Below are 24369 nucleotides of genomic sequence, written 5' to 3'. Positions count from 1 at the left end.
AAAGTGTGTGGGAGAACAGACACACCCGCCTCAAAAGGGTTCGGAGATTTTTCGTCAGCAAGACGAATCGAATTCGCGCAGCCATTAAGGAAACGCGCAACAGCAGACCTTCAAAGGCAACACAATCTTTGGCCGATTAGAAAAGAGAGTGGACCGAAAACAGCCAAGATAGCGTTTATTTAATCGTTCTGATCCTGATTTTGAGGTCGATCGAGTTCGCTACGTAAGAATTCACCGTAGCCGACGGTGTGTTGTTGCCCCTGTTCACTGGACGATGACCGCAGAAGAGGCCCATTAGCCGCAGGGCGTTAGCCCCGGTTGGACGTCAGGGGCAAGAACCGATCGAGTTAAGAAACACCACCTTGCACCGGTTCCTTACATTCGAAACACCATTTCGAGTTAAGAAACGCTAGCTAGTCAGGAATCGACGTCACCAGTTCTTCAGCAACGGCTTCCAGCACATCGGACGTGATCACAGGCAGTTCATCAGCATATCCGACTAACAAACCCAGATCACATAGACGATTGATCTTGCGAGGATTACCTTGGGTTAACTCAAACAGAGTCTCATAGGCCTCATCATCAAACACCGGCTCATTGCGGCCGGCCACTTCCAGCCGATGCTCCACATAATTGCGCGTATCTTCCGGAGAAAATGGTTTCAGCAGACAACGCACCGCAATCCGGTCGTCTAACTGGGCTGACCGTTGTAGATGGCTTAACAGCAATTGATCGCCAACTAACAACAGTGTGAAATCAATCTCGGACGTCTGTTGAAAATTCAAGAGCTGATGCAGCGTTTCGAAAATACGCTGATCGACAATCAGATGTGCCTCGTCAATCACGATCACAGGTTTGTGTCCCTGCTCGCACAGCAACAGCAACTGCCTGTGTAAGGCCCGTACAATCCGATCTTTCCCCGGCGTCACCGGTTCAATGCCCGCTTCCTCTGCACCAAGCTCGACCGCCAGATACGAAATCAGTTCGATCGGCGATAATTGGGGAAACACCAGATGCACGAACGGCTGATGCTGCTCAGCCAGCTGGCTCTTCAGTACATGACACAGATACGACTTTCCCATTCCAGAGCCACCAACGAGTAAACCAGCCCCCTTGCTGTTCTCGATGAGATATTGCAGCTTCAGTAAGCCCGCCTGATGGGGATGGCTTTCATAAAAAAAAGTGGCGTCCAATTTTTCTTCAAAAGGACCACTCTGCAAATTCCAGTAACTCTGATACATAAACTCTGATTCCCGGGAATGGTTTAGCGTAGGGCACTCTTATTGACACGTTGACTGATTAATTTCTCAAACGACGAAACGAACCATTCACTGGCAAGTCGTCAATTTCTTCGATTTCTCCCGTCAGCCAGGCGGCTCCATCATTGACTGGCTGACTCTGGCTGCCTGGTTGGTTCTCTCTGGAAATATAAACGGGGTACTCGCCTGCCACCTGCATGACGCGTTGTTCCCCATTCTGCTGACCTACCGCGTGATACACGCCCCCGTCATTCTGAGCTGTCCCCACAGCCTGCTCGACAGAAACGGTCCGGATCACAGAAGTTGGTTGAATCGGATTTTCGAAGCTTGAACTGACGGACGATTCTGTTTCAAGCTCCTGAAGTGGCAAAGACGCATCCAGACCGAACTCCATCGAAAGCTCATCGCTGGCCCCTAATTCCGGGGAAATCGTTTCCGGTTCCGACAACGCCGCCGGTTCCTCTAAGGAACTGAAAAAGGAAAGCAGTGCCATCATCGAAAAGATACTTGCCGACAGACCGGCAATCGTTTTCGTTGTCTGATTCCACTTGAAGGCAAAAGAGCATCTTCGGACAATCGGCGCAAACACCAGACGAAATAAATTCAGAGTGTGTTTGAAAAATAGAGACTTAAGCCAACTCATCTCTCGTTCCTTCGAGGGGTGAATATCTGATTGACAACAAATACGAGCTCAATCCCTGAATTTTTGCCAGACGGAACTAGACCGTCTATCACTGAAGTGAAACCCGCTCTGTCTGGAGACAGCAAGCGCTCTTCTTATATCGGTTAATGAGTATACCACTCTTGACTGTTTCACGGACTTGGTAAAACAGGAAGACCTGCTAAACAGGGTGACTAATTCAAGTCCAATACATCCGCCATGGTATACAGCCCCGCGCCCTGTGTTGCCAGATATTTAGCGGCAGCCAAAGCGCCATAGACATAACTGTCCCGGGTATGGCCGCGGACCGTCAAGTCGATCGTCTCACCCATCATGCCGAAGACAATCGTATGCTCGCCGACATTGTCGCCGGTTCGCAGAGCATGATAGCCAATCTCGCAGGTAGGCCGCGGCCCCGGACGTCCGTGCCGCCCATGAATGTGCTCGGTCTGTCCCATTTCATCGGCGATGATCTCACCAAAATGCAGCGCCGTCCCGCTGGGTGCATCTTCTTTAAACCGGTGATGGCGTTCGATTACTTCGACATCCACGCCGCCGGGAGAATTTTTGAGTGAATGCGCGGCTTCGCGAACCAGCTTCATCATCAGGTTGACGGCCAGACTCATATTCGGCGCCAGAATCAGCGGCGTCGTCTGAGAAGCGGTCAGCACTTCATTCCGCTGTTCCGGAGTCAATCCTGTCGTCGCCGCCACCAGCGGAATCTGCCGTTCCGCACAGATCTCGGCTACTTTCACCAGACCCGCCGGTAACGAGAAATCAATGATCACATCCACCCGGTCCGTCAGCTCTGATTGAATCGGAACACCAATCGGACCAATGCCCGCCACTTCGCCGGCATCTTTCCCCAGCACGGGAGAATTGTCAGACTCTAAAGCCGCCCCGAGTTTTAAATCCTGATCCTGATAAACCAGCACGGCCACGCGCTGTCCCATCCGACCACCGGCCCCATTCACTCCGACGAGAAGTTGATCACCCATTTCTGACTCCCACTGACTGAAACGTTTCGATGCACATTGATGTATTTTCTGGTACAGATCTCTGCTGAAGATCGTAATACAAGATCCTCGACTTTTCCATGAGACCCCCGGTCATTCTACCTGCATTTTTGACTTTATTCACCCCGGTTTTTGATTTCTGCAATCGCACACTGTAATTCGTGCACCACTTCTGCCTCAGACTCAACAGCCATCCGCTGCTCCAGAGATGTCGCGACCTCAGCCCCTCCCAACTGTCCCAGCGCCCAGGCCGCCGCTCCTCGAATCAACGGTTCCGAATCCATTAATACAGTCAATAGTACTGGCACTGCGGCCGCCTCTCCCCGATTGCCCAGCACAATCGCCGCATTCCGTAATAAACCGGCCCGTCGCGCACGCGACATCGGCGTACTCTGAAACCGTTTCTGAAAGCCCTCTTCATCCAGCGTCAATAATTCGCAGGCATCCACGGGCGAGAACGTCTCCACAGGCTGAAAGGCAGGCTCATGACTGACGGGCGCTTTGCGATTCCAGGGGCAGACATCCTGACAGACATCGCAGCCGAACATCCAATCCTGCATTCCCGGTCGCAACTCAGCAGGAATCGGCTGATCGCGCAGTTCGATTGTCAGATACGAAATGCATTTCCGCGCATCCAGTGTTCCCGCTTCCACGAATGCATCGGTCGGACAGGCTTCCAGACAACGCGTGCACGTTCCACAATGCGACGTCTCTTGCGGCGCGTCATATTCCAGCTCATCACTCAGCAACAGTCCTGCCAGAAAAAACCAGCTTCCTTCACTCTGATTCAACAGCAGCGTATTTTTTCCAATCCACCCCAGGCCCGCCAGTTGTGCGAAGTCGCGTTCCAACAACGGCGCCGTATCCACAATGCCGCGAGTTTCACAAGCGGGAAACTGCGCGTGAATCAGGCGTGCAAGCTGCTTCAGCTTTTTGCGGATCACCTTATGATAGTCGGTCGTCCCCCACGCATAACGAGAGACGCGCGCCTCGGTTTCTGAAAGGGGCGACGGTTCTTCCGTCCGGTAATTAAGCGTCAGCATCAACACGCTGCGCACCGAACTCATCACGTATCGCGGATGCTCATAGGCGTCTTTCCGCCGCTCCAGATAACTCATCTCGCCGGCGTAACCCTGATTCAGCCAGTCCAGAAAACTATGATACCCCGCTGGAGTCACCGCCGGTGCGACCCCCGCCAGATCAAAGCCGACCTCACGTGCCATCTGTTTGATTAGCGTGCTTTGTTGACTCCGATCACAGTCTGATCGTTCTGATGCTTCGGCCATAGTGTTCTCGAACGCAGACGTGTTGATTCAGACCGAAGGATGTGACTGCAGCTGTTCCCACTGCGCCCGACCTACCGTTAAGACTTCCGCATCATCACATTTCGTTAACGGAGTATAACGCGGATGCCTCGATTCTTTATAAGGATCGTTGTGCCGCGTATTGTAGCAGCAGATAAAGCCCCACCGCGGATGCTCGCTCTTGTTTTGATCAGAGCGATGCAACAGATTCGCATGAAACAGCACGGCAGACCCCGGCTCCAGTGTGCAGTAAACCAGTTCGAAACGTTCGCAGGCGGCCTCAACCCGTTCCGGGTCAGCTCCCGTCTGATCTCCCACCGGGCCATGATTGATCCGCCCCATCAGGTGACTCCCTTTGAGTACCTGCAGACAACCGTTTTCCCGGGTCGCCCGATCCACGGCGATCATGCAGCTTCCCATATCCGGAAACAGACAGCCGTTGTTGTACCAGTAGCCGTAATCCTGATGCCAGGCCCACGCGCCGCCGACCTTGGCCTCTTTCTGAATCATCTTGTGATGGTAATGATAGACCTCATCGCCGAGCAGTGCTTCCATCCGATCAACGACACGCTGACTGCGGGCGATCGCACCGTAAATATCATCGTGCAGCTCATTCTCGACACTCAGTTTGACCGCGCCCCCTTCGCCGTCCGCGCGACTAAAGGTCGCCTGCTGCATCGCCAGATCCGCACGGCCAATCTGTCCCAGCAGAGTCACTTCTTCCTGACTGAAGAGCCCCTCCACAATCAGAAAACCATCCTGCTGAAACCGATTGATCTCATCTGCAGTGAATAACTCCGCGCTCATCTCACTTCCCCCATTCTCAAACAGAGTTTTCATGAATTCAGGAAGCAACGGGTGGCACTGTTGGCTTGCCCAACAGTGTTTTTCAGCTCCCTCAACAACTCAAATCACAACCAATATTCGACCGGCGTGTGCCACTGTTGGCTCGTCCAACAGCGCCGATCCGATCTCTGCAATCAATACTCCAGACACCCAATAATAGATACCGTTTTGATGGAACGTCCCGAAATATTTCTCACTGTCGGACAAGCCGACAGTGCCACCCCAAGTTCTATCAGGATGACTTACAGAATAATTCAAACTCCCTCTCTAACAGTGTTTCTCAGCTCCCTCAACAACTCAAATCACAACCAATATTCGACCGGCATGTGCCACTGTTGGCTCGTCCAACAGTGCCGATCCGATCTCTGCAATCAATACTCCAGACACCCAATAATAGATACCGTTTTGATGGAACGTCCCGAAATATTTCTCACTGTCGGACAAGCCGACAGTGCCACCCCAAGTTCTATCAGGATGACTTACAGAATAATTCAAACTCCCTCTCTAACAGTGTTTCTCAGCTCCCTCAACAACTCAAATCACAACCAATATTCGACCGGCGTGTGCCACTGTTGGCTCGTCCAACAGTGCCGATCCGATCTCTGCAATCAATACTCCAGACACCCAATAATAGATACCGTTTTGATGGAACGTCCCGAAATATTTCTCACTGTCGGACAAGCCGACAGTGCCACCCCGAGTCCGATCAGACCAACAAAAAACATCTCTGATATAAGGAGAACCTCTCATCCAGTTTAACCTGTTTCCTCACAGGTTTCGAGCATCTCCCGTGCTCAAAACAAAAACACAGCCCGTTAACGAACAGGCTGTGCTTTGAGTTATCTTCAAGAATTGGGTTTCAAAGAATCGGAATCAGGCTTCATCCAGCAGATTGACTGCCGCGAATTCCTGACCTTCCAGCATGGCCAGACTGGCGCCGCCACCAGTACTGACGTGCGACACCTGATCGGCAAAGCCCAGTTGTTGAATCGCAGCAGCACTGTCACCGCCGCCGATAATGCTCGTCGAATCACTGTCGGCAATCGCCTGGGCAACCGCCTTCGTGCCGGCATCAAAGGGAGGCATCTCGAATACACCCATCGGACCGTTCCAGACAACGGTTTTCGCTGACTTGACGGCTTCTGCATAAATCTTGGCTGTTTCAGGACCGATATCCAGGCCTTCAAAACCGTCGGGAATCTCACCCGCTTTGACAACCACTTTGTTACAGTTAGCGTTGAAATCGTCACCGCAGTGCGTATCCACGGGCAGCATCAGTTTGTCGCCCCCTTTGGCAATCAATTCCTTAGCCAGATCGACTTTGTCTTCTTCGACCAGACTGCCACCAACCTGCCCGCCTTGCGCGAGAGAGAAAGTATACGCCATCGCGCCGCCGATGAGCACTTTGTCGCAGATTCCCAGCAGATTATCGATGACTTTAATTTTGTCTGAAACCTTCGCACCGCCCAGAATCGCCACAAATGGACGTTCGGGGTTGGAAATGGTGTCGGTGAGATATTGAATTTCTTTCGCAACCAGGAATCCGACGACTTTCGGTTTACCGTCCATCGCTTCCGGCACTGCGACCATTGAAGCGTCGGTACGGTGGCAGGTTCCGAATGCATCGTTGCAGTAAATATCAGCGAAGGCAGCCAGCTCCGCAGCGAATGCAGCGTCCCCTTTTTTCTCGCCGGCATTGAACCGCAGGTTTTCCAGAATCAGCACCTGACCATCTTTCAGGTCAGCCACTTTGGCTTTCGCATCATCGCCTACTGTATCCGTCGCAAAGGCCACGTCCTGACCTAATAATTCACCCAGACAAGCGGCCGTCGGCTTCAGGCTGAACTTTGCATCGCCGGCGTCTCCTTTGGGACGACCGAGGTGACTCATTAAAATCACGCGTCCGCCGCGCTCAATGACCGATTTAATCGAAGGCAGCGCCATCCGCACGCGGCGATCATCGGTGATCTTGAGATTCTCATCCAGAGGAACGTTGAAATCCACACGCATCAATACAGCTTTGCCTGCAACGTCTACGTTTTCAATTGTCTTTTTAGCCATGGAAACTTGAACCAGTCTCTTTTCATACAGAGGTTGAGATAGAATGTTAGTGTGATGAATACTTTAGATCTGAAAAGTATTCCTGATGATATTTTTTGCAAACGCAACTTTAAACACGTTTCGTGGTCGCTGCTACAAGGCCAAGAAAAGACTACTCGTCCATCACGTCTTTTTCTTTCGCATCAGCCATGCTGTTGACTTTGCCTTCGAATTTTTTGGTCAGATCCTGAATGTCGGTCTTGGTATTGTCGCGCTCGTCTTCCCCCATCACTTTGTCTTTTTCGGCCTGATCGGCGTGTTTGTTCGCATCGCGACGAATATTGCGGATCGAAATCCGGGCTTCTTCTGCCAGTTCTTTCACGCGTGAAACCAATTGACGACGACGCTCTGTCGAAAGCGGGGGAATGTTCAACCGCACGACGCGCCCGTCGGTATTCGGAGCCAGGCCCATATCGCTGGCCTGAATGGCTTTCGCAATCTCGCCCACCATCTGGGCATCAAACGGACGGATCAAAATCTGCTGTGGTTCCGGTACACTGACGTTTGCCATCTGCTTCAGTGGGGTCGGCGAACCGTAATAGTCAACGCGAACCGAATCCACAAGCCCCGGAGTGGCACGGCCTGTTCGAATGCCTTGCAGCTGTCCCTGCAACACATGAACCGCTTTGTCCATTCTCTCTTCCGCGTCGAGTAAAATTTCATCCTGGTCCATGTTACAAGTCCTTTGAATAGATGGCTTTATCTGAATAGAATCTTCAAGTGATGATGATCAATCGGTGTTTAGCAGAGTCTGTGCCCCCTCTCGCTTGTGGAAAAACAGGACGACTGAGCGCAACATACTCCTGGTTCCCTCGAACGGGAACAGAAACTGGCCCGATTTTAGTTGACCGGCTGGGAAAATCAAACCGTCAGATACGAGAAAAACCAGCTGAAACGTGTCCAGCTGGTTTTTTATCAATCATTTTTGCTTAAAATCCTACCCACTCTCAACGGCGGATCAGGAAATGGGCGATTCGTCCCGCGTCATTAAACCACTTAAATAAAGCAGGTTTTTCTCGGTCGGGATGTTCGTTCGGAACTGCAGATTCTTATTTCCCGCATGCAGCAGATCGCGGCGGCTGATCTGACCGACCAGCTGAGCACCATCACGCACCACCGGCAATCGGCGCGTCGCCGTGCTCAGAAAGATCTGGGCGATCGTCAGTAAATCGGTCTCTTCCGAGATGCAGCGTGCTTCGGTATCAACAAAGGGAAAAATTTGAGACGAGGGAAGTTGCTCATAGCTGGCTTTGATCAGCACGTCCATACAACAGCGTTCAGAAAAGACCCCCAACACCCGGTTGTCCGGGTCAATCACAGGGGCTCCTGAAATACGATGGTTCAATAGCATCCCAATTGCTTCCAGTACATCCATGTCCGGAGTTAACGTAATCAACTTCGTGACCATAATGTCCTTTGCGAGAACTGGTTTATTCATCGCACTTCCCCCTTCTAAATTGGCGTTTAGAATCACAAGGTAAAGGGAGCACACTACGAAAGAAATGAATTCAAAATAGTTGAGAATGTGTGCTCTCACTTCAGATATGAAATAACGCAAAACACGTTATTAAAAATTCAAATGTGGGAAACCTGTGTATTCTAACAACATAATTTTGACTTCTCAAAAAGTTTTCTACTGATCACCAGGTGTTCGATTGATTCTTGAAACCATTATCTTCTTTTAAATCAAGAACTTAATAAATTCCCGAAAAAACACCTCCCCTCGTTTTTTTCACCAAATTTCGATTGATGCCCGAAGAGTTGGAAGACCAGACTTATCAGGAGTGACTTGAGACGCCTATAATCATAACTGATTCAAAACTCTATTCTCTGAAGGCTTGTCGCAGTTTCAACCAGTGAGTGAACTGACCAACCATAGAAATCAATGATAATGGCACATCGAGTGGAAATTGACGGAGTCGGCTTACATCTGGGTCGCGCCGACCAGACATCCAGTGAGTGGATCGGGCAACACGAAGCACTGAAACAGCTTCTGGCCTGCTGGCTGGTAATTGATGAAAAAGATATGCCCTTGACGCCTCGACTCGTGGGAACACCGGGCATCGGCAAAACATCGCTCGCCATCGCAGGTGCGCGAACGCGCGATCAGGAACTCTATATTTATCAATGTACGGCCGACACACGGCCCGAAGATTTACTCGTGACTCCCGTTTTGGCCGAGAGTGGCAAAATTGCCTATCACGCGTCTCCGCTGGTCACCGCGATGATTCGTGGCGGAATTTGTGTGCTCGATGAAGGCAACCGCATGAATGAAAAGTCATGGGCCAGTCTGGCCCCCCTGCTCGACCATCGCCGCTATATTGAATCGATCGTCGCCGGCGTCACGATTCCCGCCCACCCGGAATTTCGTTGCGCCGTCACTATGAACGAAGACGAATCCACGTTTGAAATTCCCGACTACATTCTCAGCCGTCTGCAACCCAGTATTTCGCTCGAGCATCCCAACCGGGAAGATGAAAAAATGATTCTGCATTATCATCTTCCCTTTGCCGACGAGCATATGCTCGACCTCACCGTCGACTTCCTGCAACAGTCGCACAGCCTGAAGTTGGATTTCTCCACCCGCGATGGCATCAACGTTTTGCGTTTGGCATTAAAACGCGCCGCCCAGGACAAAGACCATCCCCTCAGCAAAGATGTCGTCTGGCTGGAATCGCTCAAAAGCTGTCTTGGCGACGATGCGCTCGACCTGGAATCTCTGTCAGAAAAACGAAAACAGAGCCTGGGCGGAAACATGATGCCGATGGGACTGGGAGATTTCTTTTTCTCACCAGACAACCCGCTGCACCCCGATCGAGACGATGACGACGACCTGGATGATCTGGATTTTGACGACGATGATGACGACCGGGAAAGCTATTAAACTTCACAAACATCGTGAGCGGCTTTGAACATCGTCTCTACTCAGGTTTCCGGGCTTCCACCGGCGGCTCTTCAAAACTGAGCCGGATTTGAAACGGTTCAATCAGAATCTGTTTCCGGTCTGCATCAGGAACATTCCAGATCCGTAGTCGATTGCTGCGCGTCGTTTCCTTCAGCACCACGTCCCCGGTTCGCAGATCAACCACCTGCAGGTCAACCAGTGTGCCATAGCTGGAAGGCGATCCCTGAATTCGTTTAATCCCGAATGTGATGACAGGCAGATCCAGAAATTGAGAAAATTCAATCCCCTGCGCCTTTAGAGGTAGTGACCACATCAACTCACCTGACTTGCGATCAACTGAATACACCATCCCGCTGAACAGAAATGAGGTCATGCTGAATTTTCGAAATGTAACTCGCTTTTGAGGAATACGCTTTTCAGGAATGTAAGGCAGGGTGACAAAGACCAGATATTGCCGCTGATTCTCCAATACCAGCAAATTGAGCACATTAGCCGCTGGTTGTCCTTTGACTTTATTTTTCACCTCACCCGTCCGCAAATCCAGAAACGAAATCGTCCCATCTGGTTGAATCATCACCAGATCGTAATTTTGTCCCAGTGTATAAGTCGACGACTTGCTCAATATCTGGCTCCAGATTTCCTGATTCGTCGTGAGATCCTTCAAGCGGAGATTTCGTCCGCCATCAGCTTGTTTGGTGATTGTCAGTATATAACGCTCAAACGCAAAAATGGGAGATTCGTCTTGTCCCAGTTTGAAGGCGTTGATCTCCTCTCCACTCTGACCACTTAAGACTCCATACCGTGTTTCCGAAGTATGATACCGTGTATCCGAACGCGCGATCGGTGTCATTACAATCACACGATCAGCATCACCAAAATGCCTGCTGCTCGTAACCACTCCCGGTTGCTTCCATAATACCTTACCAGTTAACAACTCGGCTGCGATCAAGTCAGTACCCAGCTGATAGCAGAGAAAATCCTGGTTGATCGTGCCGATCCTTCCCAGGATCTCGCGGTCGGCATTGCGTGTGATATACTCGCGTAATACCGGAGCCACACCGGTGCGCTCGATCGAAATATAGTCCCGCAGACTGGGTGGCCCGGCAATCAACCGCTGCTTCCACAACAACGTCGGCCGATTATTTGCATCCCGATTCAACGTATCCAGCACGATAAAATGAGACCCAAAGTTGACGACAAGATAATGCTGAAACACGCGAGCAGAAAAATACAGCTGATTCGGAACCTCAACCTCCGCTTCCAACAGTGAAAATTCCCACTGCTGTTTCCCTTGACCATCGTAGGCCAGCAATTTCTCTTTGGCCGGTCCTACCTCCAGTTGATAATTTTGAAACAACGGATTCGAAAGACCGATAATCTCTACCGGTAGCGAGGTATTCTGCCCTCTCGGATGTTCGCCGCGATAGACTTGCGCCGGATAGTCGGGCCACTCTGATTTCGTAGACTGCTGTTTCTGGAAACTTGATTCAGAACGCCATTCTGCTGCTAACTGCAACGACGTTTTCTGATCCAGGCAAACGACATTCGGCCAACGTGAAACCAACTCGTCCAGCAATGCATCTGCTTGCGCGGCATGACGCGTCCCCAGATAAATTTGCGCCAGCCTGGCTGTCGCAAATGCTGCCATTTCAGGATTCTTTGATTCTCGGAGATGTTCCAGATGCTGCATCAGGTGGCGACGCAAGGCAGCCTGTTCGTTGAGGGAACCGGCATTGATCGCCTCCTGCTCTAAGCGTTCAATCAGAAGCACACGCGCCTGCTCTGTTTCAGGAAGGTTTCCGCAACACAACAGAAAACGCTCCAACACATCCCGTTTGGCATTGAGCAGCTTCTCTGCAAAATACAGGGAAAAGAACTCATCGATCTCAGCGCGTTGCTGCTCGGAAGCGCGTGCCAGTAAAATTTCCAGTTGCGAACGAATCCATCGATCCGTTCGAACAAAAGAGCCTCCTTTGATCGTCTCCAACTCCAGAAGCCCGCGCAACTCAGACAGGCGCAGATAATTTTGCAGTGCCGCTTGCAAATTGCCCTGTTGCTGATAATTCAGAGCCAGAATCTGATAAAACCGCTTGCGTTGATCATCATCAACCAGCAAGGACTCCGTTTTAGAAATCTGGTTCAGATTCTGATTAAAATCATGATCCAAACTCTCCAGTAACATATCTGCATATAATCGTCGAGCTCGAATCGTAGGCTGGATTTGAATCGATTGATCGATTTTCTGCATCGCCAGATTCACATCGCCGGCAAACAGATTCAGTTCGCCCCGCAGCAGTTGAGCCAGAGCCAGATCCGCAGGCTGATTCGATTGATCGGCGAGACGAATCTGCTGCCGAATTGATTCCACAGATCGGAAACCGACCACCTCAGATTCATTTTGAGACACCAGCATTCCCCCGGCAGCAGCAAGATTACCGACAAGGGAATCCATCTCAACTCGGGTCCGTGCCAGTATCAAACCATCGTCCAGCCGAATACTGAGAATTTCTCCGGTATCCACCGGTTGAAAATAGGTATTCTTCACCACGATTCCACGACCACTGGGAGCAGGAATCGGCTGCGACTTCGGCCAGGCAGAATCGCCATCACTCAGTTTGATCGCCTCGATACGATCGTTGCTTACCAGCAGAATTTTGTCACCCTGAACGTCTGCGACAAATAATTTTTTCCGCCGTGCCTTCGACCATAACAATCGACCGTCGAACAGATCCAGACATTGAAGATTCTGCAGCTTGCGCGAGTAGATCAGCACCCGATTTCCCACAATCAACGGAGTAAACTCGGCCCAACCTTCCTCGTTTTTGTTAGTATCACGGGCAAAAGCGGCGTACATCGTAATTGCTTCGCCGCCGACATCCACCTTGCGCCACAGTATTCTGCGATTCACGATATCGATGCCGACCGTACAACCTTCGCCCGTTTCACAGACCAGCACACCATGGGCAAAAGACGGACTTAAACCCATCCGCCGTCGAATATGATCCATCGGGCGGCGATCCGTTGTAAAGTCGCGGGCAATCGGATACTTACTGCGATATAAAGATTGCGTCCAGAGCGTTTTACCCGTTTGCGGATCTAAGACCAGCAAACGAAACTCTCGCCCCTCTTCCGCCAGGCAGTAGAGCTTCCCGTCCAGAGGCAACGGCGCCCCCAAAAAATAATGCCCGGAATAGTTCATCGGGTTTTGCAGTCGCGGCCCCCCCGCTTCCCAGACAAACTTTCCTGAATCAGCTTCAAAGGCCATCAGACGGTTATACGAATTAGGCACCAGAATATTGTCGCGATCCAATCGACTGAAGTGATAAAATCCGGCGATGAATCCGACATTTTCCACACTAAAAACCAGTTTTCCATCCGTACTCAAGTGACCGGCGGTATAATCCTGCCAGGCACGCTGGGTCAGATATTTCTCCAGCGGAGTCTCAGGCATTCCCAATGACTCTTCGTCTTCATTCTGCGGATCTTGTAACAGTTTCTGATACAGCGCATCTGGCAACGTGGTTTGCCAGGTCAACTCTCCCTTCGATAAGGAAACTGCCTTCAGATTACGATGCGTTCTGAAAATGACTTGATCCTGGATGATCAACGGGCTGGCAGCCGGCAGCACTCCCGGAACATGTTTGCGACGATATTCACCCAACTTCTGCAGCATATTTTCAAGCGGCGGCGCATCTTTCTGACTGCTCAGTACCGAATCTTGTATCGTCGAGAAACGCCAGACCGGTTTTGCAGACGGCACGGCAAATAGAGCCGAAGCCAGACGTGAAGGACTGCCACGATACATGGTCCAATCCTTTTGTTCCTCTGCCGCTCTCAAATCTGGAGTACCCAGGAGAGCGGCAAACCAGTCCACCGGATTATCATTGGCGAACGTCAGTGTGATTTTTGTTCCATTTGGTAACTCAAAAGGCTTTCCGGAAGTCAAACGGACCAGCTTCTTCAACGTTTGACGGCATTTCCCCTGATTCCCCAGATAATACCAGGCAACCGCCAGTTTGAACGTCAGATGGGGCTCCTTTGATTGCCCCAGATCATGCCGATCGCTCAAAGCCTCCCACTGCCGCGTCGCCGCCCAAAAATCTCCCCGTTCAAAGTAATACGCGCCCAGAGTATACGCGGCTTCCGCTCCTGCTTTGGTAAAGAAATAGCGGCGCACCACTTCCTGCAGTTGATTGAGATCATCCTGCTCCACTGCCTGATTCAACAACTGCTCGGCCGCGGGACCATACTGCAGAGAATAAAAACGTTTCCCTTCAGCCGGCAAATCTGCGATGACCTGCAGCGCCATACTTTTCAGGCTGGAGAAATCCAATCCTTGTTCGGGAGACACATAATCCTCAGGGGCATCCAGAATCGACTGCAACTCCGGGATTCCCGCCGAGTATTTTTTTTCGCCAATCAGCTGTATCGCATCCCGATAATTTTTGGAGTAGAGCCGACTGGTGGGAAACAATGCATGACGATCCTCGCCCGGCTCCGCATTGCGCAAAGGTTGTGCGAAGACGGGAACAGAAAAGAGCGTGAGAAAAACCAGAAGCAACACCACCAGAGAAACGCAGTGTAGACAATAGCCGGTTAATCTGTCTGACTGTTTAAAAACGAACATAGGCGAATGAAGAGATTCTACTTCCTGCAAAAATTATTTTCATTGTAAACAGGTTCAGAGCGTGCTTCAAAACCCATTTTTCGGATGGAACGCGTTGGGATCAGGTTTATTGAACAATCAATCTGGTATCGGCAATGATTTCCTGAATCCCCTCATCGTTAAGCTGCCCTTTCTGGTAAGCCCGGTTTGCTTTTACATCACCTTTCCAGATCATCACATTGACCGTTGCCTCATTTGTGACATTATAACCTGCCGGGCCGGCAGCCCCCTCAAAAACCGTTAAGGGAACATGTTTTATTTCTGTTTCGTGAGCCACCTGTTCCAGACCCGGTTTCGCGGACGCTGGATCTTCGGTTAAAACGACCACAAACGCTGCCAGTTTTTCAGCCTGATGTGTGGCTACTTCCCTGTCGATTTTCTGAATCAGCGTTTTTGTATTCTGATCCAGATCACGAACAAAGATCCCTACCACAGGCCGCTCACCGTACAGGCAACGGTAACAGAGATGTTTTCCCTGATTCGGGCCGGTCACGTCTTCGACATCAAACGGCAACGGGATCGCACCAATCTCCATTCCCGACCGGAAGGAGACTTCTTCGGTCTGACTCAAGTCGGGTTGATTGCCGTCGGCTGCGCTGCCGGGAATTGCTGAGGCTGCCCCCCGTTGACTCGCCGGTTCTTCAGTCACGGAATTCGCAGCTTGCTCCACATTCCCGCAGCCCGCCAGCATCATCGCCGCCCACACAGGACAAACAACGAACCCTGACCAGACTTTGTTCATACGGATACGACACATCACTTTGCTCCGACTGGATTTACTTTAAATAAAATCTCACCTGCATCATCAATTGTATGCCGCCAGTACGTTGACTGTCGAGTACGAATCATGATATTTGCAGGTGAGTTCCAGGCCTGTCCAGTAACCGAAAACCGCTATTTCAAGCTGTTGACAAGCTTCAAAATCGCTTTACTGTCATCGGCGGCTTTGACTTTGGTGTTTTTCATGACGACTTTCCCGTTTTTGTCAATCACAAAAGTCCAGCGTGCGGCTGTCACACCACGGGTCAAAGTTTCTTCTTTACCATCAATCGTTCGCTTGATTGATCCGCCTTTTTTCAACGGGACACCGAATTTCTTCGCGACACCGCCATCTTCATCAGCCAGCAGAGTGAAATTCAGATCGTACTCTTTTTTAAACAGCTGATGACTTCGGGGGGAATCACCACTCACCCCAATCACTTCCACATCCTTTCCTTGCAGCGTTTTCATATCATCCCGAAATCCACAAGCCTGCTTGGTACAGCCACCGGTCATATCTGCGGGATAAAAATAAACCACCAGGATTTTCTTGCCAACATAGTCGGTCGATTTCCAGCCTTTCCCCTGATCGTCCTTGGCGGTAAACGCTGGGGCTCGATCACCCACATCCACTTTTCCGGGAGGCCCTGAGACCTGCCCCGAAGCACTGGCAGACAAACCGCACAGACAAACGAGACTCATCATGGAAATCGAGAGTTTACGATACAAAACCTTCATGTCTTTCACCTTGTGTTTAAAGTTACAGATTGATTTATCAACAAAACACTTTGAAAACTATTTTGCTATGAACGCAGAAATCTTCTTCTCGTCGTCCGCTTCAGACGGCAACTGACTATATTCACCAAATGCGGTCACCTGACGAGGCTGAGCAACCAGCAATTGCTGCCCCGCGATGATTAAATTCCCCCCCGTTTTCCCATGCAGGGCTCGCAACGCGATTCTTTGTGTTAAGGTTCCCCGTTCGGAATCGACGACCAGAATCTCTTCCCGTAAAGGCCAGTAAACATAATCTCCCGCCAGAACTCCTCGACCATAACCATAGCCTTCCGGGTCCTGGGAACCCAGCTTCCATTTGACAACGCCGGTAACTCGATCCAGGCCCCATAGCTGGTTGCCGCTGGCGATGAGAGTCGATCCATTCACACCCAGCAGATTCCGAATTTGATGCGGCAATTCCCGCCGCCAAAGTAACAAACCGGTATCAGCATCCAAGGCCATTAATTCAGTGGAGTCCTGCGGAGCGGCAAACAGAATCCCACGATCATACACGCAGGGCACCAGCCCCGTTTCCATATGATCGCTGAGCTCATGTTTGTTGACTCCCTCTTGTGAAGCATAGGTCACCAGCCAGTTGATCTTGCCGTCTCGGGAGTCCAGTGAAGCGATGGCTCCCATATCCGTGGAAAGATAAAGCTGGCCTTCTGCCAGGGTCAGTAATAAATGCGTGATATAGTTCACACCCTCTTCAATATTTCGTAACGCCAGACAAACCTTCTGATTCCAGATCAGTTCCCCGCTCTCTGTCGAGAAACACGCAACATTGGTTTGTACTTCTGGAAAACCGCGATGCAAAATCACATACAGTCGATCGCCAGAAACGACCGGTGCCCCTTCGAATGACCAGACATAATTCAGTTCGCGCAACTGAGCAGAAGAAATTTTCCAAAGTAGTTTTCCCTGCCCCTGATCAATATCCAGGCACACCAGATCCGAAAACAGACCCAGGCGTTCATCTTTGGCAACCGATGTCACCGGAGATCCCATGCGGGCATAAAGACGGCCATCGGCAATCGTCATCGTAAACCGAGGCACTCCCACCACAGGCCGAAAGGGAAGTCGGGAGGTACCACCCGGCACCGTCGGGTAAATGATCGGGCTAGCCTGTTCTTCCCCGGACCACGCCGGTAGTCCGCTCTTCCAGTTCAACGCATAAATCCGTTCGTCATCATTGAAGTAGACATGTTCCCCACTCACGACCGGAAACAGTCCGGGGGAAATTCGCTGCGCGAAGGCCGGCTTGCGGGGAAACTCCTGGCTCCAGTTAAGCGGCACTGGAAAAGACCATGCGATCGCACCGACATCCAGTTTTTTTTCTGCGCTGAAGTTCCGTCTCTGATCACCGGCAAACGTCTGCATTTCCAGTCGTGTCGCGGGAAGCGATACCTGAGAAGGATCTGCCAGGATAGAAGTTAAGATCGCTGCCAAATTTCCCTTTTGCCCCGCCAGAGTACCAGTCGCTTCCGGATATTTCTTGCGGAATACATCCCTTTCCAACGCAGCCCGTTCAATGTTTCCTTCGAAAAAGCTGACCAGAACAAGCCGCGCCAGGATAGACGGTATCGGTAAATCGGTGTCGGGATAAAGAAACACGCCCGGATCATACTGGCCCCGCGGAGCGGCGTCGGTGGGAGGGATCAATTTCCTCCAGTAAGCGCGGGCTTGAGACAAATCTCCCTGTTCCCAGGAAATCTCTCCCAGTCGATACAAGGCGTCATCTCCATAACTGCTCATTAAAGCCTGTTCAATAATATTCAACAGCGGTTGAACGGTCGCATCTGTCTCGGCCTGTTCCCACCAGCGTTTGGCACGCGGGTCAGTTTTTTCACGATAGATGGCGATCGCTTCACGCGGAAAACCAGCCAGCAGATTCTGGCAGTATTCCGACACCCGCAGATACCGGCCCGGCGATTCGGGATACAGCGAGTCGCCGTATTCATTGGAAATCTGTACTAAGATGTTGACCGCATCTTCCCACTGTCGCTCTGCCAGATAATCACGCACGGAACCCATTTTTTTGAGTACCGTATTATTCACATCCAATGAGACAGATTCACGAAATTTCAGTGAAGCGTCTAGCGGCTCCGGCTGCGCCAGACAGAACTCTGCCGAGAAACAAGTCGTTCCCAACACAAGCAGTGTGATGAAACCACGAAGCATTTGCATGGTTATGACGACCTCACCATCTTCGGCAACAGTGACAAGGCATTAAAAAGGACACGCCCCATCGGACGTGCCCGTATCGAAAAATCTCTCAGATCACTGAGATTGATTATTTAAACTTGGCAGGACTGATTTTGATCTGACCCAGATCAATGGTTTCTCCCGCTTTGACATTCACATCCAATGAGCGAACGATATAGCCACCCTTTTCATGCCAGATACGGAATTCGTTTTCTCCTTCGGGAAGGTTTTTAATCGTGAATTTTCCATCTTTATCAGAAACGACAACATAGGGGTGATCAGCAACAAACCAGTAGGCCTTCATAAGGGGATGAATGTCACAGGTCACTTTAAAAGGCAGTCTTTCACCAACCGGGTTGGAAACTTCTTTTCCCACGCGATCATTGGGGGTCAGAATGAAATTCACCGCTTCATTTCTGAATGGATGAGTATGTGTGTTATGAGCCACGGGATCAGCTGACTTCACCAGCACGTTTTGATCCGTGCGAACGACCATCGCATGTGGGAAAAAAGTACAAGCCTTCTGATCAAAGACCACGGTCTTTTCTTTCGATTCCTTCAGGTCAGGATGAATATCTTTGACTTTCCGTAAGTACATGAAGGCGTTTTTGATCCCCTTGTTATCGGCATTGATCACGAGCTCATTAGACAAATGATCTGTGGCAGCACAGACGGCAGTATCCTTGACAAGCGGGTCGCCTTTTTTACGCTCAATGACAGGCTTTGGTACATCGCCGTCATAGACAATCTGCCCTGTGATAGATCCCCAACCCTCTGCAGAAACGGTTGCTGGGCTGAGAAGACTCATACCGGAAACCAGAAGAGCAGCGATGAAAATCTGGCTAATATTCAATTTTTGCATGATTAAAACACCTCGTTTATTTGAAGTTCGATTGAAAAGACCATCATGGGGGAAGGAGACGAACCCTGCTTCAATGCAGAAGGTCCGTGTTTTTGGCAGGTTACAAAGTCAGGTGAGATTCTAAATCTCGAGACAAAAATTCCGCACTAATGAATTCTCGTCAGACTTCAGGATGACAGAACAAAGACCCAAAATCAAGTATTTCCGAAACAGGATTACCTCAATTTTCCGGATCAAAGGGGCACTCAAGTCCGATATGTATTTGTTTTTATGTTTAAAAAACAAAATTGAAGAGAATTCCGTGCCAGAACAAAAACTCAGTCCAAGGACACTTCCTGCATCAGATTCTGAAGTAATCCCTCAAAAACCTCATTTCCTTCTATGATTTCCGCACCGATTTCAACCGACCAGACCGGTATTTCAGACAATTTTTGTTCACTGGTTTTAACCAGATCTTTACTCGTCGTCAGAATTAACTCCGCGGAGGCATTCGCTGCCTGAACTCCGATCTCCTCCAAATCGTCACTCGAATAATGATGATGGTCCGGGAAAATTTGCATTCCCGCTACGACAAAACCGGCGTTCTCCAGTGTCTGGCGAAAACCCTCGGGATTGCCAATCGCACAGAACCCCCACACGGTTTTTCCGGCAACAGAGTCCAGAGATTCTGTTTCGCCTGAAACATTCACAAGTTCCTGAGGTCGAAAGACCGCACAGGCGATTCGATCTCGCGAAAGAGTTCGGGCAACCTCCTCTTTCAGATGCGCCAATGCCGCGGGCGAACATTGATCGGCGCGGGTCAGGATCACAAAGTCTGCCCGCTTTAATGACGACTTTGGTTCGCGCATCAAGCCGCGTGGCAAAAGCCAGCCATGGCCCCAGGGACACACGGCATCAATCAGCACAATATCCAGATCACGCGCCAGCTTGCGATGCTGAAATCCATCGTCCAGAACCAGAAGTTGCGCGCCCTCGTTAATTGCCTGCTTTGAAGAAGCGCAGCGATTCGGATTTTGATAATGCGGAACGCCGGGACACAGCCGATCCAGCAATAACTTTTCATCATTCACTTCGCCCGGTAAAGCACGATACCCGCGGCTCAACAATGCGACTTGAACCTGCCGTTGTTGAAACCACTTCGTCAGATAAGCTACGAACGGAGTTTTGCCCGTGCCTCCTGTCGTTAAATTCCCCAGGCTGATGACCGGAACACGAGGCCGCTCAATCGTGCGCAGCCGCCAGTCGAACATTCGATTTCGAATTGAAACCACCGCGCGGTAAAACAGACTGAAAACCCACAGACAGGGTTTGAGCGCCTGAGCGCGCCAATCCTGTCTCTGGCCTGAGATGATCCTCAGATATTCCACTTCGTTCACAAATCGGCCTGCTTTTACACTCGACAGAATGAAAGGAGTCGGTCGTGTCATCACAAAAAAACACGCCCTGTTCTGAACATGATAGCTGAGTCGAATCGTTCTGGCTAACCTGCAGCCAGTCTTCAAGACTCAAAATACTACCGCGCTCAAAACAGGGCGTGGGTGCAACAGGACAAATCAAATTGAACCAGAGCTCATTTCAGGAAGATCGTCGTAACAGATTGGTGACAGACTCCCTGAGCTCCTCGCACAACACTCAAGTGTGCGATCAGTGCTTCGGGTAAGGCTTATAACTGAGTTCAACGATTCGCCCCATGATTAAACGGACCCGTCTGGTTTGGGGAACTCTCCCGGTTTCAGGAAAAATCGCATACACCTGATAAACGTGTTGAATACCGGGAATCAAAGGGCGCTTCGTTACAAATTCCCAGATATCATCGTTTTCAGGATCACGATAACCAACCATTTCATCCCGCTGGGGATTCAACGCAACCACGCGAATATCTGTCGCACCAGGTGCATAGATATCCAATCCCGCATCACGTGGGTGGCCTTCAGGCCCATCGGCCGGCATCATGCGGGTGGGACGCATATAAGCGGTGCCCATCGTTCCCGGATAATGCAGGATCGTCGGCCTTCTTGGCATCGCCATCGGCTGCATGGCTAACGGCGGCGCTGCACTCTCACCGGCTGGTATCCCATTAAAGCCAGCAACACCACCTCCCGACTGGCACGACTGGCAACCAACGCGCGAACTGTTTCCCAAACCATAGACGGCTCCTTGATAATAATGATCTGCTATTGAACCTGAACCACAGCCACAGGAACTTTCCCCGCAACCGGTTCGACATTTATGTTTATGTCCCAGCTTCCACGGGCTGCAACATTTACCCGAATGAAACAGAGACAGACCACCCCGACCGCAATGACCTTTACCACATTTATGGTGACCAGCTTCGACCTGGTTCGGCGATGCCAACCAGACCAGTCCCAGAACCATCAGTCCGGTCAGACCTGCCTTGGCAGTTTTTATGTTCATCATTTTAACCTAATACTCCCTGTTATAATGAGACCGAACTGAAGTTCTCCCAGTGTCACTGAGCACACAGTGACGTTTCTCATCTTTTCGCTTTAGCAACTCTCAACTCAAAACGCTTTTTTGTATGAAACGAACCAGTTCATTCACACTCAGGAGAATGAAGCCAGTCTGATAGCGAAAGACATCCCGTCTCCCTTATCACATCGTCAGACAAACTCGATGTTTGTCTGTTGGTCATGGTGTATTTGTCAGAGTGACTTCAAATGCAGCACACTCTACTTTCAAACGTATCACTCCCCATCAGCCATGCAGAATGGAATTCAGAGAAAGCCGGTTTTTCGCGAATTGAGTTGAACTGCTTTGAGAGTCCTTTCGAACCGGTAAAAAACTCACCTCAACCAAGATGGGAAAGCCTGTTAAAATAAGGAAAACTTTGTCGTTCAGGGGAATCGATTGCATCAATTTTCACCAGTTTTACTGAAAATCCGTATGCAACCAGTATTCACCCAAATCTATTTACAGAAGCTAGTTGCGACATCACAAACATCCGCATCAGAGGGCTTGAATCGAGTCGGATTAATCCGCTTGCGCCGGCAAGGGCTAGCAGTTTCGAACTGAAAGAGACAACATTGACAATTCCACGTATGCGAACTAAATTGCCACCACCAAAGTGTCGATGCCGACTGATGTATTTGTCACACATACGCCAATTGCTTATGTTCTGAATATCAAAATTGATCTCGGATGCATAAACGCACTATAATGCTGGCGATCTGATTTAGGCCTGATGAACTGTTCCTACTTCTGAGTTTCAGACAACGGCAAGAGTTTATGTAAGCCCGATTTTACAAGTAGTGTGAAACGTCTCTGTGAATGGATTCTGCACTAATTATGATTGAAAAGTTGCGTGCTGAAAGTCGGTCCACTCGCCTGCCTTTTAACAATCTCAGTAGCTCAACTTTATTCATACATCGAAGTTAATACTTTTGCAGAAGTGAGATTCTATAATGTTAAAAAAGAGTAGTTTCCGATTTGGTATTCTGAGCCTGTTTTTGTTTGTGTTGACCACCGCTCCTTCCTACGCTCAGGAATGGGCCCAGAAGATGTTCGACAAAGACAAAATTGACTTTGGTGTCATTGCCCGTGGTTCTGACGCTCAATACCGTCTGAAAATTAAAAATATCTACCCTAACCAGGTTCATATTTCAAACGTCCGTACCACCTGCGGTTGCTCTGCTGCAGAACCGTCCAAAAGTATTCTGGAACCTGGCGAAGAAGGTTACATCCAGGTCAAAATGGATACCGCTCGGTTTCAGCGACGTAAAGATTCCAACGTCATCGTAACCATCGATGCACCGCAGTATGCCGAAATCCGAGTTCCTATTACTGCTTATATCCGTACCGATGTTGTCTTCACACCCGGTGCTGCCAACTTCGGTTCTGTCGAAGTCGGCAAAGGCGCTGAAACCACTGTCGCACTGGCCTATGCGGGCCGTGATGACTGGGCCATAACCGGCATCGAAACCAAAGACCCTTCTTTGACAGTGAAAGCCATCGAAACCGGTCGTGGCGGCGGACGCGTGAATTATAATATCGTACTGAATCTGTCTCCCAAAACGCCCCTGGGTCCCATTCGTGAGCAGATCATGTTGAAAACAAACGATGTCAACTTCACAACCGTGCCTCTACTGGTTGAAGCAAAGGTCGAGTCGGATATCACGATTACTCCCGAAGTCGTTTCACTGGGAATGATGATCCCCGGACAGGAAAAAACGGTCAATGTGGTTCTGCGTGGTAAAAAGCCATTCGAAATCAACAAAATCGAGTGTGAGTCTGATGATGAAGCATTCAAAATTCGGATGCCTAAAACAACTCAGCCGATTCACGTTTTGCCGCTGACCATCATGCCTCCCAACAAACCCGGTGATTATTCAGAAGAATTCACTGTGACCATTGCCGGACGTGGTGAGCCAATCACATTCAAAGCCTTCGGTAAAATTTCTGATACGAAAACGAACTAGTTTCACCACTGGTTCTTCATTGCGAGAAAAAAGGGCATTCTTCGGAGTGCCCTTTTTTATTGGGAAGCGATCCGTTCACGTCGGTTAATCTTCAAGTTCATTCAACCGATCCAGCACGATTTCCAGCATCAGTGGATGTAATCCCAGATGAGCACACAACCGGAATCGGGTTTCGGGATAGGTGGTACAGAATTCACTCCGATACTGCTCCAGATCGTTTTGCACGTGCACTCCCGCCGACAGAAAATATGGCAACATCAACACCTCGTCTGCTCCCGCAGCAACACAACGCGCCGCTCCGTCGGGAATCGTCGGTTCTGCCAACTCCAGATACGCAATTTCGATGATGGGAAACAGGTTTCGCTCCCGCAGCATCTCTGCGAGTTTCACAAGATCCTGGTTGGCCGCATCGCGCCGACTGCCATGCGCAATCAGGAGAACTGCCTTCGTTCTTGCATCAGTCATGAATTCAACCATAATAGAAAGTACCAGCATTTACTTACGCAACCACCGGTGCGATTATAGACTCCCGGCTGCATTCGGACACTGTACAATCTGCAACCAGTAATTCTC

18 protein-coding genes are annotated in these 24369 nt (G+C 50.2%); 2 read left to right on the top strand and 16 right to left on the bottom strand.

The window, feature by feature from the left end; translation table 11 throughout:
• Positions 1-413 precede the first annotated feature (413 nt).
• From Pan241w_RS02655 to Pan241w_RS02620, 8 genes are all read right to left on the bottom strand, one after another.
• Positions 414-1241: an ExeA family protein gene (locus Pan241w_RS02655; RefSeq protein ID WP_145210574.1), complete on the bottom strand. Its 828-nt coding sequence runs from the start codon at positions 1239-1241 to the stop codon at positions 414-416.
• A gap of 58 nt (positions 1242-1299) precedes the next feature.
• Positions 1300-1902: a hypothetical protein gene (locus Pan241w_RS02650; protein ID WP_145210571.1), complete on the bottom strand. Its 603-nt coding sequence runs from the start codon at positions 1900-1902 to the stop codon at positions 1300-1302.
• Positions 1903-2114: 212 nt separating this feature from the next.
• A complete protein-coding gene (gene dapB / locus Pan241w_RS02645; RefSeq protein WP_145210568.1) occupies positions 2115-2918 on the bottom strand; it encodes a 4-hydroxy-tetrahydrodipicolinate reductase in 804 nt (267 codons plus the stop codon).
• A 134-nt stretch (positions 2919-3052) separates the two neighbouring features.
• Positions 3053-4222, bottom strand: a complete 1170-nt coding sequence (gene queG / locus Pan241w_RS02640; RefSeq protein ID WP_145210565.1) for a tRNA epoxyqueuosine(34) reductase QueG — start codon at positions 4220-4222, stop codon at positions 3053-3055.
• A 27-nt stretch (positions 4223-4249) separates the two neighbouring features.
• Positions 4250-5047, bottom strand: a complete 798-nt coding sequence (locus tag Pan241w_RS02635) for a phytanoyl-CoA dioxygenase family protein (RefSeq protein ID WP_145210562.1) — start codon at positions 5045-5047, stop codon at positions 4250-4252.
• Between the two features lie 912 nt (positions 5048-5959).
• Complete coding sequence (locus Pan241w_RS02630; RefSeq protein ID WP_145210559.1) at positions 5960-7147, bottom strand: phosphoglycerate kinase; 1188 nt, start codon at positions 7145-7147, stop codon at positions 5960-5962.
• A 151-nt stretch (positions 7148-7298) separates the two neighbouring features.
• Positions 7299-7859, bottom strand: a complete 561-nt coding sequence (gene frr, locus Pan241w_RS02625; protein ID WP_145210556.1) for a ribosome recycling factor — start codon at positions 7857-7859, stop codon at positions 7299-7301.
• Between the two features lie 285 nt (positions 7860-8144).
• Positions 8145-8624: a CBS domain-containing protein gene (locus Pan241w_RS02620; RefSeq protein ID WP_145210553.1), complete on the bottom strand. Its 480-nt coding sequence runs from the start codon at positions 8622-8624 to the stop codon at positions 8145-8147.
• A 453-nt stretch (positions 8625-9077) separates the two neighbouring features.
• On the opposite strand from Pan241w_RS02620, the gene Pan241w_RS02615 reads away from it, so the two are divergent.
• A complete protein-coding gene (locus Pan241w_RS02615; protein ID WP_145210550.1) occupies positions 9078-10070 on the top strand; it encodes an AAA family ATPase in 993 nt (330 codons plus the stop codon).
• A 37-nt stretch (positions 10071-10107) separates the two neighbouring features.
• Here the strand turns inward: Pan241w_RS02615 and Pan241w_RS02610 are convergent, their stop codons facing one another.
• The 7 genes from Pan241w_RS02610 to Pan241w_RS02580 all read right to left on the bottom strand — a co-directional run bounded on the left by Pan241w_RS02610 (position 10108) and on the right by Pan241w_RS02580 (position 21778).
• Positions 10108-14718, bottom strand: coding sequence for a PQQ-binding-like beta-propeller repeat protein (locus Pan241w_RS02610; RefSeq protein ID WP_145210547.1), 4611 nt, complete (start codon positions 14716-14718; stop codon positions 10108-10110).
• 106 nt (positions 14719-14824) lie between these two features.
• Complete coding sequence (locus Pan241w_RS02605; RefSeq protein ID WP_145210544.1) at positions 14825-15514, bottom strand: hypothetical protein; 690 nt, start codon at positions 15512-15514, stop codon at positions 14825-14827.
• A gap of 137 nt (positions 15515-15651) precedes the next feature.
• Positions 15652-16254: a peroxiredoxin gene (locus Pan241w_RS02600; RefSeq protein ID WP_232107336.1), complete on the bottom strand. Its 603-nt coding sequence runs from the start codon at positions 16252-16254 to the stop codon at positions 15652-15654.
• A 57-nt stretch (positions 16255-16311) separates the two neighbouring features.
• Positions 16312-18480: an outer membrane protein assembly factor BamB family protein gene (locus Pan241w_RS02595; protein WP_145210541.1), complete on the bottom strand. Its 2169-nt coding sequence runs from the start codon at positions 18478-18480 to the stop codon at positions 16312-16314.
• Between the two features lie 106 nt (positions 18481-18586).
• Positions 18587-19360, bottom strand: a complete 774-nt coding sequence (locus tag Pan241w_RS02590; RefSeq protein ID WP_145210538.1) for a hypothetical protein — start codon at positions 19358-19360, stop codon at positions 18587-18589.
• A 317-nt stretch (positions 19361-19677) separates the two neighbouring features.
• Entirely contained in the window at positions 19678-20787 is a 1110-nt protein-coding gene (gene lpxK / locus Pan241w_RS02585) for a tetraacyldisaccharide 4'-kinase (RefSeq protein WP_232107514.1), read from the bottom strand.
• Positions 20788-21004: 217 nt separating this feature from the next.
• Positions 21005-21778, bottom strand: coding sequence for a hypothetical protein (locus Pan241w_RS02580; protein ID WP_145210532.1), 774 nt, complete (start codon positions 21776-21778; stop codon positions 21005-21007).
• 1004 nt (positions 21779-22782) lie between these two features.
• Between Pan241w_RS02580 and Pan241w_RS02575 the strand changes: the two genes are divergently transcribed.
• Positions 22783-23796, top strand: a complete 1014-nt coding sequence (locus Pan241w_RS02575) for an Ig-like domain-containing protein (RefSeq protein WP_145210529.1) — start codon at positions 22783-22785, stop codon at positions 23794-23796.
• A gap of 84 nt (positions 23797-23880) precedes the next feature.
• Here Pan241w_RS02575 and Pan241w_RS02570 read toward each other — a convergent pair whose 3' ends face one another.
• Positions 23881-24261, bottom strand: a complete 381-nt coding sequence (locus Pan241w_RS02570; protein ID WP_232107335.1) for a sirohydrochlorin chelatase — start codon at positions 24259-24261, stop codon at positions 23881-23883.
• Positions 24262-24369: the final 108 nt, after the last annotated feature.

Origin of the sequence: Gimesia alba (genome assembly GCF_007744675.1) — a bacterium.
GTDB classification, from domain to species: Bacteria; Planctomycetota; Planctomycetia; order Planctomycetales; family Planctomycetaceae; genus Gimesia; species Gimesia alba.
Note: the sequence above shows the minus strand (reverse complement) of the source record. Positions and strands in the feature narration are given on the sequence as shown.

Bases quoted from the DNA above. Each gene is read 5' to 3' on its own strand.
- Pan241w_RS02650 (WP_145210571.1), bottom strand. From the start codon at position 1,902: ATGAGTTGGCTTAAGTCTCTATTTTTCAAACACACTCTGAATTTATTT.
- Pan241w_RS02655 (WP_145210574.1), bottom strand. From the start codon at position 1,241: ATGTATCAGAGTTACTGGAATTTGCAGAGTGGTCCTTTTGAAGAAAAA.
- Pan241w_RS02635 (WP_145210562.1), bottom strand. From the start codon at position 5,047: ATGAGCGCGGAGTTATTCACTGCAGATGAGATCAATCGGTTTCAGCAG.
- Pan241w_RS02595 (WP_145210541.1), bottom strand. From the start codon at position 18,480: ATGCAAATGCTTCGTGGTTTCATCACACTGCTTGTGTTGGGAACGACT.
- Pan241w_RS02605 (WP_145210544.1), bottom strand. From the start codon at position 15,514: ATGTGTCGTATCCGTATGAACAAAGTCTGGTCAGGGTTCGTTGTTTGT.
- lpxK (WP_232107514.1), bottom strand. From the start codon at position 20,787: ATGACACGACCGACTCCTTTCATTCTGTCGAGTGTAAAAGCAGGCCGA.
- queG (WP_145210565.1), bottom strand. From the start codon at position 4,222: ATGGCCGAAGCATCAGAACGATCAGACTGTGATCGGAGTCAACAAAGC.
- frr (WP_145210556.1), bottom strand. From the start codon at position 7,859: ATGGACCAGGATGAAATTTTACTCGACGCGGAAGAGAGAATGGACAAA.
- dapB (WP_145210568.1), bottom strand. From the start codon at position 2,918: ATGGGTGATCAACTTCTCGTCGGAGTGAATGGGGCCGGTGGTCGGATG.
- Pan241w_RS02600 (WP_232107336.1), bottom strand. From the start codon at position 16,254: ATGAAGGTTTTGTATCGTAAACTCTCGATTTCCATGATGAGTCTCGTT.
- Pan241w_RS02590 (WP_145210538.1), bottom strand. From the start codon at position 19,360: ATGCAAAAATTGAATATTAGCCAGATTTTCATCGCTGCTCTTCTGGTT.
- Pan241w_RS02610 (WP_145210547.1), bottom strand. From the start codon at position 14,718: ATGTTCGTTTTTAAACAGTCAGACAGATTAACCGGCTATTGTCTACAC.
- Pan241w_RS02615 (WP_145210550.1), top strand. From the start codon at position 9,078: ATGGCACATCGAGTGGAAATTGACGGAGTCGGCTTACATCTGGGTCGC.
- Pan241w_RS02575 (WP_145210529.1), top strand. From the start codon at position 22,783: ATGTTAAAAAAGAGTAGTTTCCGATTTGGTATTCTGAGCCTGTTTTTG.
- Pan241w_RS02570 (WP_232107335.1), bottom strand. From the start codon at position 24,261: ATGACTGATGCAAGAACGAAGGCAGTTCTCCTGATTGCGCATGGCAGT.
- Pan241w_RS02620 (WP_145210553.1), bottom strand. From the start codon at position 8,624: ATGAATAAACCAGTTCTCGCAAAGGACATTATGGTCACGAAGTTGATT.
- Pan241w_RS02630 (WP_145210559.1), bottom strand. From the start codon at position 7,147: ATGGCTAAAAAGACAATTGAAAACGTAGACGTTGCAGGCAAAGCTGTA.
- Pan241w_RS02580 (WP_145210532.1), bottom strand. From the start codon at position 21,778: ATGATGAACATAAAAACTGCCAAGGCAGGTCTGACCGGACTGATGGTT.